13 protein-coding genes are annotated in these 21,979 nt (G+C 51.8%); 3 read left to right on the forward strand and 10 right to left on the reverse strand.

What is annotated here, in order from left to right; translation table 11 throughout:
• Positions 1–97: 97 nt before the first annotated feature.
• Together AB3G37_RS10665 and AB3G37_RS10670 are read right to left on the reverse strand one after the other, a co-directional pair.
• The gene (locus AB3G37_RS10665) at positions 98–1,072 is read right to left on the reverse strand and encodes a carbohydrate ABC transporter permease (protein WP_009636271.1); all 975 of its coding nucleotides are present in this window, start codon (positions 1,070–1,072) and stop codon (positions 98–100) included.
• Positions 1,073–1,216: 144 nt separating this feature from the next.
• A complete protein-coding gene (locus AB3G37_RS10670) occupies positions 1,217–2,497 on the reverse strand; it encodes a sugar ABC transporter substrate-binding protein (protein WP_369790661.1) in 1,281 nt (426 codons plus the stop codon).
• A gap of 650 nt (positions 2,498–3,147) precedes the next feature.
• Here AB3G37_RS10670 and AB3G37_RS10675 point away from each other — a divergent pair.
• Positions 3,148–4,701 (forward strand): DUF4091 domain-containing protein, encoded by a 1,554-nt coding sequence (locus tag AB3G37_RS10675; RefSeq protein ID WP_369790662.1) that lies wholly within the window; start codon positions 3,148–3,150, stop codon positions 4,699–4,701.
• An 85-nt stretch (positions 4,702–4,786) separates the two neighbouring features.
• Here the strand turns inward: AB3G37_RS10675 and katG are convergent, their stop codons facing one another.
• Positions 4,787–6,997, reverse strand: a complete 2,211-nt coding sequence (katG, locus tag AB3G37_RS10680) for a catalase/peroxidase HPI (RefSeq protein ID WP_369790663.1) — start codon at positions 6,995–6,997, stop codon at positions 4,787–4,789.
• Positions 6,998–7,274: 277 nt separating this feature from the next.
• Positions 7,275–11,240, reverse strand: a complete 3,966-nt coding sequence (gene putA, locus AB3G37_RS10685) for a trifunctional transcriptional regulator/proline dehydrogenase/L-glutamate gamma-semialdehyde dehydrogenase (protein ID WP_369790664.1) — start codon at positions 11,238–11,240, stop codon at positions 7,275–7,277.
• 444 nt (positions 11,241–11,684) lie between these two features.
• On the opposite strand from putA, the gene putP reads away from it, so the two are divergent.
• On the forward strand, positions 11,685–13,169 hold the full coding sequence (gene putP, locus AB3G37_RS10690; RefSeq protein WP_369790665.1) for a sodium/proline symporter PutP: 1,485 nt from the start codon (positions 11,685–11,687) through the stop codon (positions 13,167–13,169).
• A 55-nt stretch (positions 13,170–13,224) separates the two neighbouring features.
• On the opposite strand, the gene AB3G37_RS10695 is transcribed toward putP, so the two are convergent.
• The 5 genes from AB3G37_RS10695 to AB3G37_RS10715 are packed head-to-tail and all read right to left on the reverse strand — an operon-like array spanning position 13,225 to position 20,274.
• Positions 13,225–15,246, reverse strand: a complete 2,022-nt coding sequence (locus AB3G37_RS10695; RefSeq protein ID WP_369790666.1) for a CocE/NonD family hydrolase — start codon at positions 15,244–15,246, stop codon at positions 13,225–13,227.
• Between the two features lie 28 nt (positions 15,247–15,274).
• Positions 15,275–16,900: an ABC transporter ATP-binding protein gene (locus AB3G37_RS10700; RefSeq protein ID WP_369790667.1), complete on the reverse strand. Its 1,626-nt coding sequence runs from the start codon at positions 16,898–16,900 to the stop codon at positions 15,275–15,277.
• Entirely contained in the window at positions 16,897–17,730 is an 834-nt protein-coding gene (locus AB3G37_RS10705; protein WP_369790668.1) for an ABC transporter permease, read from the reverse strand. Before AB3G37_RS10705 ends, AB3G37_RS10700 begins: the two co-directional genes overlap by 4 nt.
• Before the next feature lie 22 nt (positions 17,731–17,752).
• Positions 17,753–18,700 carry an ABC transporter permease gene (locus tag AB3G37_RS10710; RefSeq protein ID WP_369790669.1) on the reverse strand — a complete coding sequence of 316 codons (948 nt, stop codon included), beginning with the start codon at positions 18,698–18,700 and terminating at the stop codon, positions 17,753–17,755.
• Positions 18,700–20,274: an ABC transporter substrate-binding protein gene (locus AB3G37_RS10715; RefSeq protein ID WP_369790670.1), complete on the reverse strand. Its 1,575-nt coding sequence runs from the start codon at positions 20,272–20,274 to the stop codon at positions 18,700–18,702. The genes AB3G37_RS10710 and AB3G37_RS10715 overlap by 1 nt, the downstream gene beginning before the upstream one ends.
• 183 nt (positions 20,275–20,457) lie before the next feature.
• Between AB3G37_RS10715 and AB3G37_RS10720 the strand changes: the two genes are divergently transcribed.
• Entirely contained in the window at positions 20,458–20,736 is a 279-nt protein-coding gene (locus AB3G37_RS10720) for a cyclic nucleotide-binding protein (RefSeq protein ID WP_369790671.1), read from the forward strand.
• Between the two features lie 179 nt (positions 20,737–20,915).
• On the opposite strand, the gene AB3G37_RS10725 is transcribed toward AB3G37_RS10720, so the two are convergent.
• Entirely contained in the window at positions 20,916–21,812 is an 897-nt protein-coding gene (locus AB3G37_RS10725) for a LysR substrate-binding domain-containing protein (protein ID WP_369790672.1), read from the reverse strand.
• Between the last annotated feature and the right edge of the window lie 167 nt (positions 21,813–21,979).

Raw genomic sequence — 21,979 nt, forward strand, 5'->3', positions numbered from 1 at the left:
TACACCGCAATTTTCTGAGTATCAATTTTTTTTGCCGCCTGCGAGATGCCCGGCAAGTCCTGAGATGTGGATGAGAATATCGTCACGGGAGGCTCCTTTACGCCACTTTCAGGCGTTTGCCAATGGCCATCTGGACAAGAGTTATCAACATGGTGACCACAAACAGCACCACGGTGATGGCGGAGGCATAGCCTTTTTCCTGCAAATAAAAGGCGTTTTTATAGAAAAGATAAGTAATGGTCATGGTGTCGCTTTCGACCATCGAGCGGTCGAACATCAGGAAAATGACGTCAAAGATTTGCAGCACTTCGATAAAACTCATGACGGATACAAAGAACAGTGTCGGCACCATCATTGGCAACGTCAGGCTGAAAAAACGGCGCAGGGTGCTGATACCGTCAATATCGGCGGCTTCGTAAATGGATTTCGGAATATTTTGCAGGCCAGCGAGCAAAATGATGATTTTTAGCGCCAGAGATGACCAGATGATAATCACCGATACGCTGATGCGCACCACGTCAGGGTCAGATAACCAGCCAATTGGCGATACGTGAAAGAAGTGCAAAAGATAATTGATCAGGCCAAAGTCTTTGTTAAACAACCACTGCCAGACCATGGCCACTGCGGCGGGCATGGTGACGGCGGGTAAAAACAGCAGGGTGCGAAATACCGCCTTGCCGCGAATATTCTGATTAAGACCTATGGCCAGCAGTAGTGAAAGTGTCAGACTGATCGGCACGCAAATCAGCACATAGAACAGCGTATTGAAAATGGCCGAATAAAAGTCATCATCGCTAATCAGGTCACGATAATTATCTAGATTAAAGGTGGTCCAGTGCATGAACTGGTCGAGGTCGGTAAAGCTGTAAAAGATATTTTGTAGAAATGGAATGAAGTAAAACACCAGCAGCCCAATCAGCAATGGCAGCACCATCAGCCATCCCCAGAATCGTTCGGCGCGCTCCAGACGAGTCAGCGTTTTGCGGGAACTGCCGGTGGAGACAGCGTTAACATTGGCGCTAACGGGCTTTTGCCGTTCTACCGTAACGGAAACTGATTCTGCAAGCGACATGGTGAATACCTCAGGTTCGTGTGCAAAGATCTTCTCCAGCCAGATAGCCTGTTCAGGCTGGAGAGGAGATTTTGGCGATACAGCTACAGATTTTTCATTCAAAACTGCATTTATAGCGGGTCAGTCATTACTACTCAGTCATCACTACTCATTCATCACGCGGGTAATTTTCTTGACTGATTTATCCATTTCCTGCTTGGCATCGGCCCCCATAAAGATGCGTTTTAAACTGGCCGTCCAAATATTCTGCCATTTAGGCGTGTTGGTTCCGGCCGTAGGGTAGGCCTTGGTGAAATTGAGCGTATCGATATAAGGCGTGACATCTACATTCTTGATGTTGGCGGCCCAGGCTTTGGCGGCAGTTTTATTGGCGGGTATCACTGCCTTGGCAAGAATTTCCTGGGATGGCACCGAGCTCATAAACTGGATATAGCGCCAGGCTTCGGCCTTGTGCGCACTCTTGGCAGAGATTGCAAAACCGAGGCTGTGGGCAACACCTGACTGGCGATCAATCTTCGGCATAATCACCACGCCAATGTGGTCGTTGATCAGTGGATTGTTGGCAAATGGCGCGGCGAGCCATGAACCGGCGTAGGCCATTGCCGCGCGATTGGACTGGAAGACATTTTCGATATTCACTTCACTCATCTGTTGAGCCGTTGGCAGCAGGCCAGATTTCATCATTTCCTGCAGCTGCTGATAGACCCAGATTGACTTGGCATTATCAATGTCGGTAGGTTTACCGTCGGTAGGCACCACGTTATTACCGGCCTGATAGAGCAAGTTAAGATAACTTTCCTGACCGTCGGTGCTGAGATTCATCACGAGAGGGAACTCGTCACCTTTTAGACCGGCTTTAAGCTGGGTCGCTTTGGCTTTGAGCTGGTCCCAATTCCAGTCGTTGGTCGGGTAACTCACCTTGGCTTGGTCGAAGAGTTTTTTGTTATACCATACGGCTATTGAATCGACATCACGAGGAATTGCCAGCTGATGCCCGTTATATTGATAAGCTTTAACTGAACTGGCGACGATATTATTCATATCCAGTTTGCTTTTCTCAATATCACTGTTTAAAGGTTCTAATAAACCGTTTTTCGCATACTGGATAAAATAAGGCATGTTTATCCAGAATATATCCGGTGCAACATTTCCCGCGGCTGCGGCATCTAATTTTACAAAGTATTGCGCGGCAGGGGTGAGTTCAATATCAATTTTTATATCGGGATTTTCTTTTTCGAAGTTTTTAGCAATCTGCTGCTCCGCTGATAATTGGTTTCGATCCCATACCGCATAGCGTAAAGTCACCTGCTGCGCTGCCTGCGAAGATAAAGAAAATAGGGCAGGTAATAATAACGCTGACGCAATCAGGCTTCGGCTAATAAAGGTCGGAGCAAATAAGAAGGCAGTGCATTTTGTTCGTGACATTGATATCCCCTGAGTCGTTCGAAAAATAAACACTTACGTAACGTACATTCTTTCTATCTTCTAAATTTCGGTGTGTCAATATGGCTGCTTTTGCCCTAAATCAGTGCGATCACCTTTCGATGTTGTTAAGACTGAAAGGGTTAAAGTGAAAGTTGAAAGCAGATTTATTTGTTACTTACCGATAATAGATTCCGTAGTAGCCCCAGAGAACAAGGGGTTTCAGGGGCAGATTTACAGGCTTATGGTGGCTGAAACCCTGCACTACAATAGGGAATAAAAAAGCTTTTATTGTGCAGCCTGATAAATCTTTCATTTTTGTGATGCAAATAAACAAAAAAAAAGAAATTTTGTCGCCTTAAGCACCTGTGATATTGCCGTCTTCGATTATCAATGAGATCTGATCTCATTCTCGCGCCTGTTAATTTAGCGTCTTAATCCTTGAGTGTTTAATAAAAAGGTGTCAGGCTAAATATTCATATTCTTTAGCCGCTACTGCGAGTCTGACTATTATGGTTCTGTCATTGTCTTTTACTCATAGTTTAGAAAAGATATTTCATCAGAGGTCATTGCCTGTCTTTGCACCAATAAATCATCTTTCATTGTTAAACAATGAAACCCTCTCCTTTCAATGTGTATATTTTTTGCATAGAATGGATGATGAACCGCGCAGGCAATTACGCTATGCGCTGGAAGGGCAATTATCAGAATGTCTTTCAGTGCGTCAGGTTCGTCATGTGCCCAGTCTTTTCCCTTGCTATAAGACCACTGATATAGATTATCTGACCACCGAACCAGGATTATTTCCAGACCCGCTAATGCCTTTGCCCAATAATTCTTTTTTCGTTAACGGCAATTATTACGGCAGCCTGTGGTTAACATTGTCCCCCGAAAAAGAAAGTTTACCCGCTGGAAATACCTCTCTGACTTTGCGAATTTATGATGTCGAAAGTGAAAGTTTACTCGGCGAAGTGAGCCTTGACATTACGGTAATACCTCAGGCATTACCGACACAGCGCTTGCTGCATACTGAGTGGCTACATACAGATTGTCTGGCCGATGTTTATCACATTGAAGTATTCAGCGAGCAGTGGTGGCGTGCGGTAGGTAATTTTGTGCGTTGCGCGGTCAAAAATGGCGTGAATATGATTCTTACGCCAGTTTTCACCCCGCCGTTGGATACTGCAATTGGCGGCGAACGCACCACGGTTCAGCTGGTGGGCGTCACGCAAAGTGCCGCAGGTGGTTACCATTTTGACTTTTCAAAGCTCGGGCAATGGGTAGAAATGTGCCTGCAAGAGGGCATCAGTACTTTTGAAATATCGCACCTGTTTACTCAGTGGGGCGCTAATCATGCACCCAAAATCATGGTTGAAAAAGAGGGGAACCTGGTAAAGGCGTTCGGCTGGCAAACGGATGCGCACGGTCCTGAATATCGAGATTTTTTGCACGCATTCTTGCCACAGCTTTGTGCCTGGCTGCGAAATAAAGGGCTGGAAAAACAGACTTGGTTCCACGTTTCGGACGAGCCAAAAATGGTGGATATTGATGCCTATCGCCGCGCCAGTGAACTTATCCGCCCGCTGATTGAAGGTTTTCCAGTGCTGGACGCTTTGTCGGATTACGAGTTTTATCAGCAGGGACTGGTGCAAAATCCTGTCACCGCCAGCGATCATCTGGAGCCGTTTCTGGAAAATCAGGTTCCCGGTCTGTGGACCTATTACTGCTGCGTACAGAAGCTCGAGGTTTCTAACCGTTTCTTTGCCTTGCCTTCTTACCGCAACCGGATTATTGGCGTGCAGCTCTACCTGTATTCGATTACCGGCTTTCTGCATTGGGGATTTAATTTCTATAACAGCGGCCACTCGCGGGAGCATCTGGACCCGTTTGCCATTACCGATGGGCAGGGAGCTTTCCCCTCTGGCGATCTTTTTGTGGTCTATCCCGGCCAGGACTACCAGCCGATCGAGTCTTTGCGGCTAATGGTACTGCGTGAGGCGCTGCAGGATTTACGTGCGTTACAGCTGTTGGAGGCGCTAACCAGCCGCGACCAGGTCGAGGCGCTGATTGCAAGCCTGGCGGGGATGCGCATCACCTTCAAGCAGTATCCGCGTCAGGCAGAGTTCCTGCTGGAATTAAGAAAACAGGTAAACCTGCAGCTAGCACAGGCTTCATCCTCAATTGCCCAGCAAGCCAGTTTTAAGTGAAATAAAAACGGGTTCTCTCCAGTAGAAAGAACCCGTCATTTTCCAGTTCCCTGAGCTTTAAGAAACTGTTTTAGACTTATTCAGCTTAGATATCAAACCTGTCCAGATTCATCACTTTGGTCCATGCCGCCACGAAGTCTTTAACAAACTTCTCTTTGGCATCGCTGCTGGCATAAACTTCGGCGTTGGCGCGTAATATTGCGTTTGAGCCAAATACCAGGTCAGCGCGAGTTGCAGTGAATTTCACCGATCCATTTGAACGGTCACGGCCTTCGAAGATTTCACCCGAGCCATCAGTTGCTTTCCACTCATTGCGCATATCCAGCAGGTTAGAGAAGAAATCAGTGGTAAATTCGCCGACTTTATCCGTGAACACGCCGTGCTGGCTGCCGTCGTAATTTGCCCCCAACGCCCTTAATCCACCCACTAAAACTGTTAACTCGGGCACAGTCAGAGTGAGCTGTTGCGCCTTGTCGATCAGCAGATTTTCAGTCGGTGTAGTGCTTTCAACGCCGCGATAGTTACGGAAACCATCAGCTTTAGGCTGTAGCCATTCAAAAGAGTCGATATCTGTCTGATCCTGACGCGCATCCACACGGCCTGGCGTGAATGGTACGTCAACGGCGACACCCGCAGCTTTAGCCGCTTGCTCAACGCCAACAATACCTGCCAGAACGATAACATCGGCCAGAGAAGCCTTGTTATATTCTTTCTGAATCGCTTCCAGAGTTGGCAATACGCGCGAGGCAACAGCGTTAACTTCCCATTCTCTTTGCGGCAGCAGCGCCAGTCTTGCACCGTTGGCACCACCACGTTTATCACCACCGCGGAAGGTAGAAGCCGAGGCCCACGCAACAGAAACCAGTTCACTGACACTGAGTCCCGAAGCAGCAATCTTTTCTTTAAGATAGGCGGCGTCTGCGCTTGTCGGGTTATGGATTGCCTGCGGCAGTGGATCTTGCCAAATCAAATCTTCGCCTGGCACTTCTGGCCCGATATAACGCGCTTTTGGCCCCATATCTCTGTGGGTCAGCTTGTACCAGGCTCTGGCAAAGGCTTCATTAAATGACTGCGGATCGTTTAGGAAACCACGGGATATTTTCTCAAACTCCGGGTCGAAACGCAGGGTAAGATCGGTAACCAGCATGGTAGGTTTGCGTTTTTTGGTATGATCAAACGGGTCAGGGATGATATCTCCCGCATCGGCGGCTTCAAACTGAATGGCACCGGCCGGGCTGCGGGTCTGAACCCACTCGTATTTGAACAGGTTTTCAAAGAAATAGTGGCTCCACTGCGTTGGCGTTTGTGACCAGATGACTTCCAGACCGGAAGTAATGGCATCGGCACCCGCGCCGGAAGCATAGCTGCTTGCCCAACCCAAACCTTGAGATTCAATACCCGCGGCTTCCGGGTCATCGCCCACGTGATCGGCAGAACCGGCACCGTGCGTTTTACCCAGCGTATGACCACCGGCAATCAAGGCCACGATCTCTTCATCGTTCATGCCCATATTGCCGAAAGTGGCACGGATGGCCGGAGCAGCAGAGAGCGGATCGCCGCTGTGTTCAGGGCCTTCAGGGTTGACGTAGATAAGCCCCATTTCCGTAGCACCCAGCGGTGATTTTGCCAGCGCTTCCGGATGGCGGTGCTCAAGCCAGGTTTTTTCGTCACCCCAGTTAACGTCAAGATCGGGTTCCCAAACGTCCTCGCGCCCGGCACCAAAGCCAAAGGTGCGGAAACCCGAGTTTTCCAGAGCAACGTTACCGGCGAGGATATACAGGTCGGCCCATGAAATTTTTTGACCGTATTTTTGTTTTACCGGCCATAAAAGACGACGCGCCTTATCGAGACTGACGTTATCAGGCCACGAGTTCAATGGCGCGAAACGTTGTTGACCACGGCCTGAGCCGCCCCGGCCATCTACAGAACGGTAGGTGCCTGCGCTGTGCCAGGCCATACGGATGAAAAGCCCAATGTAACTACCCCAGTCGGCAGGCCACCACGGCTGCGACTCGGTCAGTAATGCTCTCAGGTCGGACTTGAGCGCGCGATAATCGAGTTTTGAGAATTCATGACGATAGTCGAAATCTTCGCCCAACGGGTTAGAGCGATTGGAGTGTTGATTCAGCAGGTCAACTCTGAGCTGGTTAGGCCACCAGTCTCGATTATTTGTCCCGCCGCCTGCAGTTTCATTCTTATTGCCCGCATGAAAGGGACATTTCCCGACATCTGCTTCTCTGTCTGCTTCAACAATGGGTTTTGCAGGTTTATCTGCATCATCAATAGGACTGCTCATAGGTATTCTCCTTTTATTAATTCGCATCACTACCCTATACGTGGGCGTTGATAAGTCATACCTGAATTACTCTATGGATTTGATAGCCTTTTGCCCCAGTATCAACATATTGATAAGGGTCGTCATTGTTTGCCCTTTGCCACAAAATGAGTATGGGTTAAACTTCTAGCATACTAATGTTAAAAAAAACGGGCTCTATCCCAAAAAGATAGAACCCGAATTAATTAATACCCGCGCGTAAACCCTCGTGTTATCGACGATAGGCTTAAGAATATTATTAACCGATAGTCATCAGGCTGGCATTGCCTCCGGCAGCCGCGGTATTAACGCTTAATGAACGTTCGATAAGCAGACGCTCGAGCAGAATAGCCGTTTCGCCACGGGCAAAACCTTGCACCGAAACAATCGGGCCAGAGCGTTTTGCCATCGTCTGACACAGGTCACGCAGCTGGTCGGCATCGCCGTGATAAATCACCGCGTCAAATTCCAGACCGCTGGTCTGCCAGTCGGCGGCAAAATCGATGCGTTCCTGTACTGCTTTCGGCAAGCGCTTGAACAGCTCTCGCTGGGCGGCTGATTCCGGCCACAGCACGCGACAGCCAGTAGAGGTTGCCGCAGCCAGCTGAATCAAGGCGTCATGCGCGTTATCTGCCAGCGCCAATACGCGTTCACGCGGCAGCAGGGCGTAAGTGTTGCGCTCGCCCGTTGGGCCAGGCAAGGTACGCAGCGTGCCACCCTGGCTCCATTCGGCGTATTGTTTACAAACTCCGGCAATATCCTGGTCTTCTTTAATTGCCCACTCGGTCAGTGCGTTGTGTGGCGTCAGTAAAGCTTCACGAACGCTGGCATCCAACGGCAGCGGATTATGGCTGCCATTAAGCAGGGCATTGACTGCCTGATCCGGACGACTGGCCAGCAGGCGATACAGATACAGTGGCCCTCCGGCTTTCGGCCCCGTTCCTGACAGGCCTTCACCGCCAAACGGCTGAACGCCAACCACGGCACCGACCATGTTACGGTTCACGTACAGGTTACCGACCTTGGCACGCGAGGTAACGCGTTGAATGGTCTCGTCGATACGGGTGTGGATACCCAGTGTCAGGCCGTAACCGGCTTCGTTGATCTGATCGATTAACGCGTCAAGATTCTGGCGGTTATAGCGCACAACGTGCAGCACCGGGCCAAAGATCTCTTTCTTCATCTCGTCAAAGCTGTCCAGCTCGATAAGCGTGGGTTTGATAAAGGTGCCGCGCAACCATTCTTTACTGTCATTGGCATTGTGCCGAGCAGCCTGGTAAACCTTGCGACCCTTGGCGCGCAGTGCTTCGATATGGTTCTCGATATTCGCTTTCGCTTCGGCATCGATAACCGGACCGATATCGGTCGACAGACGTTCCGGGTTACCCATGCGGCACTCGGCCATTGCACCGCGCAGCATCTGCAACGTATGTTCTGCAACGTCGTCTTGTATGCACAACACTCGCAGCGCCGAGCAACGCTGGCCCGCGCTGTCAAACGCCGAGGCCACCACGTCGGTAACCACCTGTTCAGTCAGCGCCGATGAGTCAACGATCATCGCGTTGAGACCGCCGGTTTCGGCAATCAGCGGCGTAGGACGACCCTGCGCATCAAGGCGACCGGCAATATTACGCTGCAAGATACCCGCGACATCTGTCGAACCCGTAAACAGCACGCCGTGTACGCGCTCGTCATTGACCAAGCGCGCACCCACGGTTTCACCGCGACCCGGCAACAGCTGCAATACGCCCGCAGGCACGCCCGCTTCCAGCAGAATACGAACGGCTTCGGCAGCCACTAATGGGGTCTGCTCGGCAGGTTTTGCCAGCACGCTGTTGCCTGCGGCCAGTGCAGCAGCAATCTGACCCGTGAAAATGGCCAGCGGGAAGTTCCATGGACTAATACAGACCACCGGCCCCAGCGGGCGATGACTGTCGTTGCTGAAATCGGTTTCAATTTGACCGGCATAATAGTGCAGGAAGTCTACCGCCTCGCGCACTTCGGCGATGGCGTTATTAAAGGTCTTACCGGCTTCGCGTACCAGCACGCCAAGCAGGTTTTGCATCTGCGATTCCATTAATTCGCCCGCACGTTGCAAGATTGCAGCACGCTCTTCGGGAGGCGTCGCAAACCAGATAGCTCCGGCGTGAGTGGCGCAGTCCAGAGCCACGCTGATTTCAGCTTCGCTGGTTTCACGGACCTGACCGACAATATCGGCAGGCTCGGCCGGGTTTATCACGTTTTCGAACACACCCTCAACGGCTTCGGCCAGCTTTTCACCCAGCATTGGCTCTGCACGCAGCGGCTGTGCGGCGGTCATTAGCAGTGCGCTGGAAAGAGAGGCCAGGCGATGTTCGTTAGACATATCGATACCGGCGGAGTTGGCGCGTTTGGTGCCATACAGATTGCGCGGCAGGGCGATTCGCGGATGCGGCAACCCAACCTGACCCTCCTCGGCGGCCAGTTGTTCAACTGCTTTAACCGGGTCGGCAACCAACTCGTCCAGCGGCAGGGTTGCGTCGGCGATGCGGTTAACAAAGGAGGTGTTGGCACCGTTTTCCAACAAACGACGCACCAGATACGCCAGCAATGTCTCGTGAGTACCCACCGGCGCATAAATACGGCAAGGGCGGTTCAGTTTGCCTTCAGCCACTTTACCAACAACTTGTTCGTAAAGAGGTTCACCCATGCCGTGCAGGCACTGGAACTCATACTGACCTGGATAATAGTTATTACCGGCCAGCTGATAAATTGCCGCTAAAGTGTGGGCGTTGTGGGTCGCAAACTGCGGATAAATCAGGTTCGGCACCGCCAGCAGTTTGCGGGCGCAGGCCAGATAAGAGACGTCGGTATAGACCTTGCGAGTATAAACCGGGTAATCCTCCAGACCTTCAACCTGAGCGCGTTTGATTTCGCTGTCCCAGTAAGCGCCTTTCACCAGGCGGATCATCAGGCGGCGACGGCTGCGCTGTGCCAGCTCGGTCAGATAGTCGATCACCATCGGGCAACGTTTTTGGTAAGCCTGAATCACGAAACCAATCCCGTTCCAACCAGCCAGTTCCGGCTCAAAACACAGTTTTTCCAGCAGATCGAGGGAAATTTCCAGACGATCGGCCTCTTCAGCATCAATATTGATCCCGATATCGTACTGGCGCGCTTGCAGGGTGAGTGACAGCAGGCGTGGGTAAAGTTCTTCCATCACACGGTCGTACTGGGCGCGGCTATAGCGCGGGTGCAGGGCGGAAAGTTTGATTGAAATTCCCGGCCCTTCATAAATACCACGGCCGTTGGACGCCTTGCCAATGGCATGGATAGCCTGCTGATAAGACACCAGATAAGCCTGAGCATCTTTTTCAGTCAAAGCCGCTTCGCCCAGCATGTCGTAGGAGTAGCGGAAGCCTTTGTCTTCGTGCTTGCGGGCATTGGCCAGCGCCTGCGCGATAGTCTCACCGGTTACAAATTGCTCGCCCATCAGGCGCATTGCCATGTCTACGCCTTTGCGGATCAGCGGTTCGCCGCCCTTACCGATCACACGGCTCAACGAGCTGGAGAGCTTGGCTTCATTGTGGGTCGATACCAGACGGCCGGTAAACAGCAGACCCCAGGTCGCAGCGTTGACAAACAGAGAAGGGCTACGGCCTAAATGTGACTGCCAGTTACCGTTGCTGATTTTGTCGCGGATTAACGCGTCGCGAGTTGGTTTGTCAGGAATACGCAACAGCGCTTCCGCCAGGCACATCAACGCCACACCTTCTTGTGAAGAAAGCGAGAACTCTTGCAGCAGGCTTTGCACCATTCCGGCGCGGCCATTTGCACCTTTCTGGTGCCTCAGTGCGTTGGCAAGGTCGTAGGCCAGCTTGTGAGCAGCGCTGTCGGCAGGGGCGCTAAGGCGTGCCTGCTCCAGCAGCATGGCCACAGATTCTGGCTCCGGTCGGCGATAGGCCGCCGTGATAGCTGCGCGACTTACTGACTGTGGATGGATATGCTCGGCAAAGTCCAAAAATGGCTGATGTTCTACGACTAATGGCAGCGCCGCGTCTTCGTTGTCCGCGCCATTGTTAGCGGCTATCTCACCCAGACCAGCCCCCGTTTCCAACTGCTCCAGATAGGAATAGATAGCCTGTTTGATTAGCCAGTGCGGCGTGCGATCAATGCCTTGTGCGGCGATTTTAATTCTGTCACGTGTTGCTTCATCGAGCTTCACGCCCATCGTTGTTGTTGCCATTCCCAAGAACTCCATTAGTCAGTAGAACCTTCTATATTTTCGATACTATCTGCGATGTTGCAACTTTGTGCAACTTAGTTGAATGCAGGAAATGTGCCGACTTTAAAATTAGTGATCTAATTAACATTTTAATAACGGCATGGATATTGCTTAATCAATTCGTTGGTTGCACTAGGTGTAACTTTGTTGAAGGTAGTAGGCAAAAAAGATGCAACCCGGCGTCACAACTTTTGAATGAAAGAGTTGGCAGGATGTATACAAGACGTTAAAAGTCTTGGCCTATAACAAATGCTCCACTAGTATCCCCAGGCCGGAATCAGCGTGGGGACGCAAAAGGGAACAGGCGCTCGAAGATTTGCACGGCAACCCAAAAAATGCGGACAGGGTAACTTTGCGTTTTAAGGTGATATCAAATAATTAAAGCTACATACATGGAGAACTTGCATGACGATGAACACACCAATGTTGGTGACATTTTGTGTCTATATCTTTGGCATGATTTTAATAGGGCTAATCGCCTATTTGCGCACGAAAAACTTTGACGATTACATCCTCGGAGGCCGCAGCCTGGGCAGCGTAGTGACTGCGCTTTCAGCAGGGGCTTCGGACATGAGCGGCTGGTTGCTGATGGGCTTGCCGGGTGCCATTTTCGCTTCCGGGATTTCAGAGGGCTGGATTGCCGTCGGCCTGATAGTCGGTGCCTATTTCAACTGGAAACTGGTCGCCGGACGCCTGCGCGTGCATACCGAGGCGAATAACAATGCGCTAACGTTACCTGACTACTTCACTCATCGTTTTGAAGACAAAAGCAAACTGCTGCGAATCATCTCGGCGGTGGTTATCCTTATCTTCTTCACCATTTACTGTGCTTCCGGCGTGGTGGCGGGTGCCCGACTGTTTGAAAGCACCTTTGGACTGAGCTATGACACTGCGCTGTGGGCCGGTGCTGCAGCAACCATTCTCTATACCTTTATCGGCGGATTCCTGGCGATTAGCTGGACCGATACCGTTCAGGCTTCGTTGATGATTTTTGCGCTAATCCTTACCCCGGTGATCGTTATTCTGGCCGTGGGTGGCGTACATACCTCAATGATGGTGATTCATGCCAAAAATCCTGAATACACCGATGTGTTCAAAAATCTGGACTTTGTGGCGATTATTTCTCTGTTGGGCTGGGGCCTGGGTTACTTTGGGCAACCACACATCCTGGCGCGCTTTATGGCGGCCGATTCCCATCACACCATCAAGAATGCTCGTCGTATCAGCATGACCTGGATGATCCTTTGCCTGGTTGGCACCATGGCGGTGGGCTTCTTCGGTATTGCCTATTTCTCCTCCAATCCTGGCGAAGCCGGCAACGTGAGCCAGAACAGCGAGCGCGTATTTATCGAGTTGGCCAAGATTCTGTTTAATCCATGGATTGCCGGTATTCTGCTTTCAGCCATTCTTGCCGCAGTCATGAGTACGCTGAGCTGCCAGCTGTTGGTCTGTTCAAGCGCACTTACAGAAGATTTTTACAAAGCTTTCCTGCGCAAAGGGGCAAGCCAGAAAGAATTGGTATGGGTTGGTCGTTTGATGGTGCTGTTGATTGCCGTGATTGCCATTGCTTTGGCTGCTAATCCAAATAACAAAGTACTGGGTCTGGTGAGCTATGCATGGGCAGGATTTGGTGCTGCATTTGGTCCTGTTATCCTGATTTCACTGATCTGGTCGCGTATGACCCGCAATGGTGCGCTGGCTGGTATGATCGTTGGCGCAGTTACCGTGCTGGTGTGGAAACAGTTTGCCTGGTTTAATCTGTATGAAATCATCCCTGGATTTGCATTCGCAGCGATCGCCATTGTGGTGGTAAGCCTGATGGGCCGCAAACCTTCGGCATCGATTGAAAAACGTTTCAATGAAGCTGAAGCGGTTTACCGTACCGTTTAAGCAAATTTAAAACACTGTAAAAATTGCCTCCTCCGCCGTGGAGGAGGCAAGTTAATTAACGTTCAATCCTTTCGTGCCAGTACTTGGTAAATTCCTCTTCACCGTTCAGACTCACAACCATATCGCCACTGACGATAAAATGGGTCAAATCGCTGCGCATTTCCAGGGTGATTTCTGCCTCGATCCACCATCCTTCACGGCCCATCTTCATGGTTTGTGTCAGTAAATAGCGCGCCGATAGCGGATCTGCATTGGTGATCGTCAGCTCGCGTCGCAGATTGTGGTCAACCGTGGTGTCAATGTCATCAAAGCGATAAACCCCTTCGCCAAATACGCCGCCGACGCCGTTGGTGACTGAAGTCCAGCTGTCTTGCAGGAAGTCATAGTCCAGCGTGCGGTCAACGCGGCCTGCCGAAAGCACCGTTTGCGGAGTCGGCGCCGCCGTTTGCGGATGCGGATTCGGCCCGTCGATTGCCAAAGGTTGCGCACAAACCGGCAGCGACAATTTCGCCGTTTGCAGATCCAGCGTCAGTGTAGCCGCCTCGGCCATCGGCCATACCATTGGCCAGTAGGTGGTAGCGAGGGAAATACGCAGGCGGTGGCCGCTGGCAAAACGGTGCGCAATGCCATCGAGCTGCACGTTAACCTGCACCTTTTCACCGGCAACCAGCGGCACGGATTTATGCTGGCCCTGCAGATGACTGAGGTTCATCCAGCCGTGAGTGACGCGATTCACTGCGCCATCAGGGGCGACGTCTGACAGGCGCACGTAAAGCATGGCGGCCGGTTTGTCGGAGCTTAGCTCAACGCTGAACTCGGTAAATCCAAAGATTGAAAGCGGCTCGGCCAGCGGGGCGCTATCAAAGATTTCTGCCTGCCCGTCGTCAACCCTTTGGTCCGGCGGTGTCTCGCCCAGCACGCCCGCGCCCATCCATTCACCGGCCATCAGCCCGTGACTTTGTGGCGAACAAATCGACATTTGAGCCGGCTCTGTGGCGGATTGTTGATTAAGCTGCCCGCGGGAAAGCCACCAGTTTTCGACGCTGACATTACTGGCAGTACCGGCGTCAAAACCAACCCATTGACCTTTACTGGTTGGGCGTTGAGCCGACGGTGGCTGGCTGTCCTGCAACCAGGCCTGGATCATCGGCCCTTCAAGCACATCATTTTCTTGCTCTTTCAGCCAATGATCCCACCAGCGCAGCGCTTCTTGCAGGAAACCGATCGCCGGTTCCGGCGTGCCGTCCTGAGGATAAATATGTGCCCACGGGCCGATAATCGCCCGGCGCGGCACTTTGAGGTTGTCCATCAGGCGGAATATTGCGTTGCTGTAAGAGTCGGCCCAGCCGCCAATAGCCATGACCGGGCACTGGATGGCTGACCAGTCTTCGCATACCGATCCGTGCTGCCAGTAGCGGTCGCGCAGCGGATGCTCCATCCACAGCGCCGGAAAGAACGGCATGTTTTCCAGCCGGTGCAACCACTCGTTGTACCAGCCGTCGCCGACCAGCGCCGGATCGGCCGGGCGGCTCTGATAGGCCAGCATAATGCCGCCCCACCACAGATTGTCGTTGAGCAGGCAGCCACCTTTATAGTGGATGTCGTCGTTGTAGCGGTCGTCGGTCGAGCAGACAGTGATGATCGCTTTCAACGCATCAGGGCGACGGGCGGCAACTTGCAGCGAGTTAAAACCGCCCCAGGATTTGCCCATCATGCCAACTTTGCCGCTGCACCAAGGCTGAGAGGCGATCCAGTCGATCACTTCCAGCGCGTCGTCTTGTTCGAGCTGCAAGTATTCGTCGGCCAGCAGGCCATCCGATTCACCGCTGCCGCGCATATCCACCCGTACCACAGCATAGCCGTGACCAGAAAAATAGCCGTGCATCGGCTCATCGCGAGTCCGCGTGCCGTCGCGTTTGCGATAGGGGATGTATTCGAGGATCGCAGGCACCGGCTGCTGCGCGGCGCTGTCGGGTAACCATAAACGCACCGCGAGGCGAGTGCCGTCGCTGAGTTTCAACCACAGGTGTTCTATTTGTGTCACGCTGTGTGGGAAGTCGGTAATTATCTGTTTCATACTGCTCCGCTATACTGTTTTCCGTATCTTAAGCGACGTTTTTTGTCGTCACCTGACGTAAATCGAGGACTTCGTCCAGCCAGCCCGTGCGCAACTCCGGCACCGACGTCAGCAGCTTCTCGGTGTATTCATGCATCGGCGGGCTGAAGACTTTGTGAGTATCACCGCTGGCAACAATATTACCGCGATACATCACCGCAACCTGGTGGGCGATGCGCTTCACCGTGCCGAGATCGTGAGTGATAAACAGGTAAGAAAGGCCAAGTTGAGACTGCAACTTGCGCAGTAGATTCAATACTTCTTCAGCAACCAGCGGGTCCAGCGCCGAAGTGGCTTCGTCGCAGATGATCAAATCTGGATTGGCCGCCAGCGCCCGTGCAATACAAACCCGCTGTTTTTGTCCGCCGGATAGCTCGCCCGGAAAGCGGTCAATCAGTTTGAGAGGTAATTCAGTAACCTTCAGCAACTCCTCGACTCGCGCTCTGACCTGGCGTTTATTCAGCCCGAAATAAAAGGCGACTGGTCGGCCAATAATTTCCAGAATGGTCTGCCGAGGATTCAGCGCAACGTCAGGTAACTGGTAGATCATCTGTATGCGGCGCAGCGTCTCTTTATTTCTCTGCGCATACTTATGTGACAGGGTCACGCCATCAAAAGTCACTTTTCCGGCAGTGTCGGCAAGAAGGCCAACCAAGGCACGAGCCAGAGTACTCTTGCCGCTGCCGGACTCGCCAATGACCGCCAGCGTTTTACCACGCGCAAGTGAAAGATTGATATTCTCGACCACAGTTTTACCATTGTAACCGGTGCTGAGCTGTTCAATGGTCAACAGCGGCGCAGCGGATTCGGTAACCGTTTTCGCGACCTCTCCAGTCATACCGTGAACCCGCTCAGACACCAGTCGCTGGGTATATTCCTGCTGCGGCTGGTGCAAAATCGCCTCAGTGGTGCCGGTTTCGACTTCGCTGCCGTGACGTAGCACCATGATTCTATCGGCCAGTTGAGCGACTACTGCCAAGTCATGGGTGATATACAGCGCGGCAGTGTTGAACTCGCGCACCAGTTTTCGCAGCATGACCAGCACTTCAATTTGCGTGGTGACGTCCAGTGCGGTGGTGGGTTCGTCCATCACCAGCAAGTCGGGCTTGCATGACATCGCCATCGCCGCCATTGCCCGTTGCAACTGCCCGCCGGACAGCTGATGCGGATAGCGTTGGCCAATATTTTCCGGATCCGGCAGGTCTAGCGCGCGAAACAGGGTGATTGCCCATGCGCGGCTTTCTTGTTTGTTCATCAGGCCGTGGCGAATCGGACCTTCACAAACCTGTCGTTCAATGGTCAGCGCCGGATTAAATGCCGCCGCAGCACTCTGCGCCACGTAGGCCACCCGACGACCACGCCATTTTCTCTTCTCGTCCGAGGACAGAGCCAGCAGATTAGTGCCGTTGAGCCACACTTCACCGCTGCTGATGCGGCAGCCTTGACGCGCATAGCCCAGAGCCGCCAGTCCAATAGTCGATTTCCCGGCTCCAGATTCGCCAATCAGCCCGAGAACTTCACCGGGCGCAAGCTGTAGTGACACCGATTTAACCAGCGGCGAGCCGTCGAGGGTATCGACGCACAGGCCGCGAATGTCGAGAGTTTTAGTGGTCATACCTGATCTCCATGTGGCAGGCTGTTACGGGCCAGCAGCCAGTCAACGACCAGATTGACGCCAATCGTCAGCAGGGCAATCGCCGCCGCAGGATAAAGAGGCGCAAATTGTCCAAAGTTAATCGCCTGTGCATTGTCGCGCACCATGCTGCCCCAGTCGGCATACGGCGGTTGAATGCCCAGCCCCAGAAAGCTCAGGCCAGCGATAAACAGGAAGGTAAAGCAAAAACGCATACCAAATTCGGCCAGCAGCGGAGGAATGGCGTTGGGCAGGATTTCTTTCCTTAATACCCAAACCAGGCCTTCACCGCGCAGGCGAGCGGCCTCGACATACTCCTGACAAACGATCGCCTGCGCCACCAGACGCGCCAGACGAAATACGCGAGTGGCATCGAGCAGGGCGATAGTCATTACCAGCACTGGCACCGAGGTGCCCATCACCGATAACACCATCAGCGCGAAAATCAGCACCGGAATCGACATCAATGTATCCACAATGCGCGACAGGATTACGTCAACCCATTTGCCATAAATCGCCGCCGCAAAGCCAGTGATGATGCCGATAATAAAGGCGCTGAAAGTGATTACCAGGGCGATGGAAATCGTGGTGCGCGCGCCATACAAAATCCGCGACAGCATATCGCGCCCCAGACTGTCGGTACCCAATGGCGTATGCATAGAAGGCAGCAGCCAGATATCGCCGACCTGCTCGGTTTCCGTGTGGGGAGCCAGCCAGGGAGCAAAGAGTGCGCCAATCAGGTTGATAGCGATAATGACAATGCCTATCCAGGCAGAAATCGGTATGGCGCTAAAAGAAAGTTTTTTGTTCATGAATTAGCCGTTCCTTTCAACATTAGCGGGCGTGGCGCAGGCGCGGGTTACACCAGATGGCCAGCAGGTCGGCGGTGGTATTGAGCAGGATGTAAGTGCCACCAAACAGCAATCCACAGGCCTGTACCACGGGTAAGTCACGCTTGGTTACCGCATCTACCATGTACTGGCCAATGCCCGGATAAACAAACACCACCTCGACCAAAATCACGCCGACCACCAGATACGCCAGGTTGAACGCCACGACGTTGATAATCGGTGCCAGCGCATTGGGTAACGCGTGCTGAACCACGATGCGCCAGCGCGAGATACCTTTCAGCACCGCGCTTTCGATGTAGGGGCTGGACATCACCGCCGTTACCGAGGCGCGGGTCATGCGCAACATGTGCGCCAGCACCACTAAAGTCAGCGTCAGCATGGGCAGGGTACAAACGTATAACCGCTGTAAGAAGGTGGTGCTCGGGTCAACCATCGCCAGACTCGGGAACCAGGTCAGGCGAATGGCAAACAGGATCACCAGCACGTAGCCGACAAAAAACTCTGGCACCGAAATACTCAGCAAAGTGAGGGTGTTGGCAATGCGGTCAAAGATTGAATCGCGCCAGATAGCCGCCGCAATACCAAGTCCGACCGCCAGGGGAATCGCCACTAGCGCGGCATAGGCAGCCAGGAACAGTGTATTACCCAGACGCGGCAGCAGTTCGTCGCCAATCGGCTGACCGTTGGCCAGAGAATGCCCTAAATCACCGTGCATCAGTGACCAAAGCCAGTGCAGATAACGCAGCACGGGTGCCTGATCCAGCCCTAACTGTTGGCGTAATGCCGCCACATTGTCTGGCGTGGCGCTTTGACCGAGGATAGCAGTGGCAACATCGCCCGGTAGCATCTCGGTGCCAATAAAAATCAGCACCGATACCAACCACAGCGTGATAATTCCCAGCAGTACGCGATAAAAAATACGTTGGGTCATTACGCCTCCAGCCAGACGCGCTCAGCCAGTCGCCCACCCATAAAGTTAAACATTGGATGAGGCAAGAAGCCGCCGACTTTTTTGTTGCTGGCGTCGAGATAGTCGCCAAATAGCGGGATCATCGCGCCGCCGTCGTCACGGACAATACTTTGCAGTTCACCGTAAATCTCGGCGCGTTTGCTTTCATCGAGCAATGAGCGGGCCTGAATCAGCAGTGCATCAAACTTGTCGTTTTTCCAGTGCGTATCATTCCATTTCGCGGTGGACTGATAGGCGGTGGAGAACATCTGGTCGGCAGTAGGGCGGCCACCCCAGTAACCCATGCTAAAGGGGGCCTTCATCCAGACATCTTCCCAGTAGCTGTCGGCTGGCTGGCGTTTGATACTAATTTGTACGCCACCTTGTTGTGCTTCCTGCTGGTAAAGCGCAGCCGCATCCAATGCACCGGCAAAGGCGGCATCTGAGGAAGACAGTTCCAGTTTTAGCTCAGTAAGACCGGCTTTTTTCAGGTAGAACTTTGACTTGTCCGGATCAAATGTCCGTTGCTCAAGCTGATGATTGAAGAAGCGATCGGTTTTTGGGATCGGATGGTCGTTGCCCAGTTGGCCGTAGCCGCGCAGCACCGTGTCGAGGATCTTCTGACGATCGATACCTTCTTTAATCGCCATACGAATATTATTGTCGTTGAAAGGGGCGACACTGCAGTCCATCAGGAAGGTAAAGTGCTGGCCGCCGGATGAGCGAATAATGTTGAGCATCGGGCTGCGTTTAAGGAAATCGACGGTTTTGAAATCAATGCGGTTAATCGCATGAACCTGACCCGAAATCAGTGCATTGGTGCGCGCGGTCGGGTCATTAATCACTAACACTTCGACGGCATCTACGAAAGCGCGGTCCGGCTTCCAGTAGTTCGGATTACGTTTGAAATAGGAGCGCACGCCGGGCTGATATTGGTCGAAGATAAAGCCGCCAGTGCCAATCGGATGCAACCAGTCGGTGAAGCCCTCCGGTACCACCAGTAAATGATAATCGGCCATCAAATAAGGCAGGTCGGCATTGCCGCTTGCAAGGGTAACCAGAACCTGATTATCACCCTGCTTTTTAATGTCAGTAATGGAAGCAAGCTGGGTCTTGATTGCGCTGGTCGATTTATCGCCACGATGCAGGTTAATCGAGTAAATAATATCTTCGACCGTCAGCTTCTTGCCATTATGGAATGTCACGCCGTCTCTGACAGTAAATAGCCATTCGGTTGCACCGGGTTTTGCCTCCCAGGCTGAGAAAAGTTCTGGCACGGCTTTATTATTTTCATCAATTTCAATCAGGCCATTCATCAACATATATGCCTGATTCATTGGAACCCAATCACTAAGTATCAACGGACTCATGGTATCACTGGTGCTTCCGCCAGACATGCCAAGTTTTAATACGCCGCCCTTTTTAGGTGCAGCAAATGCATTTAATGGTGCAAAACCATAGGCGGTAGTAATTCCCACGGCGGCAGCGCTGGTAATAAAGCCACGACGGCTAATTTGAGCATTATGAATTAATTGGGACAGGTGCTTATCAGTCATTATCATCTCCCGGTTAAGTAAGCGGCATAGTCAATTTTATTATCTGCCTGAATGAGTTATATCAAAGTCGATACGAAATCATGTATGAGAATTTATCATGAGAGTATGCGAAAAATGCGCAGCAAGACAGCCTAAAAAGATTTAATTTGCCAGCAATGAATAGCAAGAAAAACGGAGTAGGGCATGGAATTGCACACGGCAGTCGGCTTAATTGGGGTGTTTTGCTATCTATTGGCTTATGCGCTGGTTCAAATGCGTAAACTAGCGGTTGATGCTGATCTTTATGCTTATCTTAATATAATCGGTGGCGTGTTCGGACTGTATTCATTGAGCCATGACTTTAATTTGGCTTCATGTATCTCACAGTCAATGTGGCTAATATTTACCTTGATTGGCATGAAATCGGCGAGAAAACGTCGGTTTAACGCTAAAACCAAGCTACCTCCTGTAGATCTTAATTAAATTAAGAGTATAAGCAAGCCGATGCTTATTATTAAATTGTGAGTTAAGTCGAAGAAATAATAATTATTTAAAAGGTCAAATACCCCGTGAAATTGTCTATGCGCGTTGTTTTATACTTTATTGCCCATTAATGACCGTGTTGGGCAATAATTAAACAGCGTGACGGCTGATATTTATCTTTATTCCGCATTTTGTTTTAGCCACTCGCTCACTTTACGGATAACCGGCCGCAGATATCTATCCTGCGGCACCAGCAGATAACATTTTCCGGCAGCGGCCAATTTCCCCTGATGCGCTGCAACAAGTTGCCCTGAGTTAATATAGTCCTGCACCAGCCCCTCCCAGCCTAATAATATTCCGTCACCCTGCACCGCGGCTTGAACCAGAAAAGGATAGTTATTAGCCCGCCAGGTCAGCCGTGGTGAAAAATGATTGACCCCCTGTGAATTAAACCAGTCGCGCCAACCGGTCCACTCTCGCTGCGGATCGTCCTGAATCAACAGGCGTTGGTTAAGGATTTCTTCAGCGCTAAGGTTTTCTGGCAGACTTTTCGCAAAGGCGGGGGAACACATTGGATAACAGATTTCATCAAACAGCGGCTCGGCGTGAAACCCTTCAGGCGCTTCACGCAGATAGAAAATCGCTAAATCAAATTCTGAGGTTTTGAGCGAAGAAAAACTGTCAGAAATCTTCAGGCGAATCTGTAAATCAGGCAGTAGTTGACGCAGCGCCGAGAGGCGAGAAGAGAGCCACAGGGATCCCATCGCGCTGGTGCAGGCCAGAGTCACCTGCGGTAACCCACTCCAGCCCATCACCTCGGCAGTAGAATGAGAGATCTCGGCCAGCGATTTGCGGATCTCTGCCGCAAAAGCTTCGCCGCGTGGCGTAAGACTGACCTGTCGCTGAGTGCGGGTAAAAAGCTTACAACCCAGCATCTCTTCAAGCTGCAATATTTGTCGACTGATGGCGCTTTGCGTCAGATTGAGCTCGTCCGCCGCGCGGGAAAAACTGCAATAGCGCGCCACGCATTCGAAGGCGACTAAGGTATTTAATGGCGGTAATGGCTCTATTTGCACCTGAACCTCTGACAAATCTATGGCGGCATTATCAATTTACATGCGCCCAGCATAGCGCAGAGTTTTGTCATTGCTCCATCAATTTAAAAGATTGAACTTAGCTAAAACCTAACAGGTTAAGCGAATCGTTAGAGTATGCATTGCGACGTATCTGCTATAAAAAGCCA

It is taken from the genome of Rouxiella sp. WC2420, assembly GCF_041200025.1.
Classification (GTDB): domain Bacteria; phylum Pseudomonadota; class Gammaproteobacteria; order Enterobacterales; family Enterobacteriaceae; genus Rouxiella.

Bases quoted from the DNA above. Each gene is read 5' to 3' on its own strand.
- AB3G37_RS10665 (WP_009636271.1), bottom strand. From the start codon at position 1,072: ATGTCGCTTGCAGAATCAGTTTCCGTTACGGTAGAACGGCAAAAGCCC.
- AB3G37_RS10670 (WP_369790661.1), bottom strand. From the start codon at position 2,497: ATGTCACGAACAAAATGCACTGCCTTCTTATTTGCTCCGACCTTTATT.
- AB3G37_RS10675 (WP_369790662.1), top strand. From the start codon at position 3,148: ATGGATGATGAACCGCGCAGGCAATTACGCTATGCGCTGGAAGGGCAA.
- katG (WP_369790663.1), bottom strand. From the start codon at position 6,997: ATGAGCAGTCCTATTGATGATGCAGATAAACCTGCAAAACCCATTGTT.
- putA (WP_369790664.1), bottom strand. From the start codon at position 11,240: ATGGCAACAACAACGATGGGCGTGAAGCTCGATGAAGCAACACGTGAC.
- putP (WP_369790665.1), top strand. From the start codon at position 11,685: ATGACGATGAACACACCAATGTTGGTGACATTTTGTGTCTATATCTTT.
- AB3G37_RS10695 (WP_369790666.1), bottom strand. From the start codon at position 15,246: ATGAAACAGATAATTACCGACTTCCCACACAGCGTGACACAAATAGAA.
- AB3G37_RS10700 (WP_369790667.1), bottom strand. From the start codon at position 16,900: ATGACCACTAAAACTCTCGACATTCGCGGCCTGTGCGTCGATACCCTC.
- AB3G37_RS10705 (WP_369790668.1), bottom strand. From the start codon at position 17,730: ATGAACAAAAAACTTTCTTTTAGCGCCATACCGATTTCTGCCTGGATA.
- AB3G37_RS10710 (WP_369790669.1), bottom strand. From the start codon at position 18,700: ATGACCCAACGTATTTTTTATCGCGTACTGCTGGGAATTATCACGCTG.
- AB3G37_RS10715 (WP_369790670.1), bottom strand. From the start codon at position 20,274: ATGACTGATAAGCACCTGTCCCAATTAATTCATAATGCTCAAATTAGC.
- AB3G37_RS10720 (WP_369790671.1), top strand. From the start codon at position 20,458: ATGGAATTGCACACGGCAGTCGGCTTAATTGGGGTGTTTTGCTATCTA.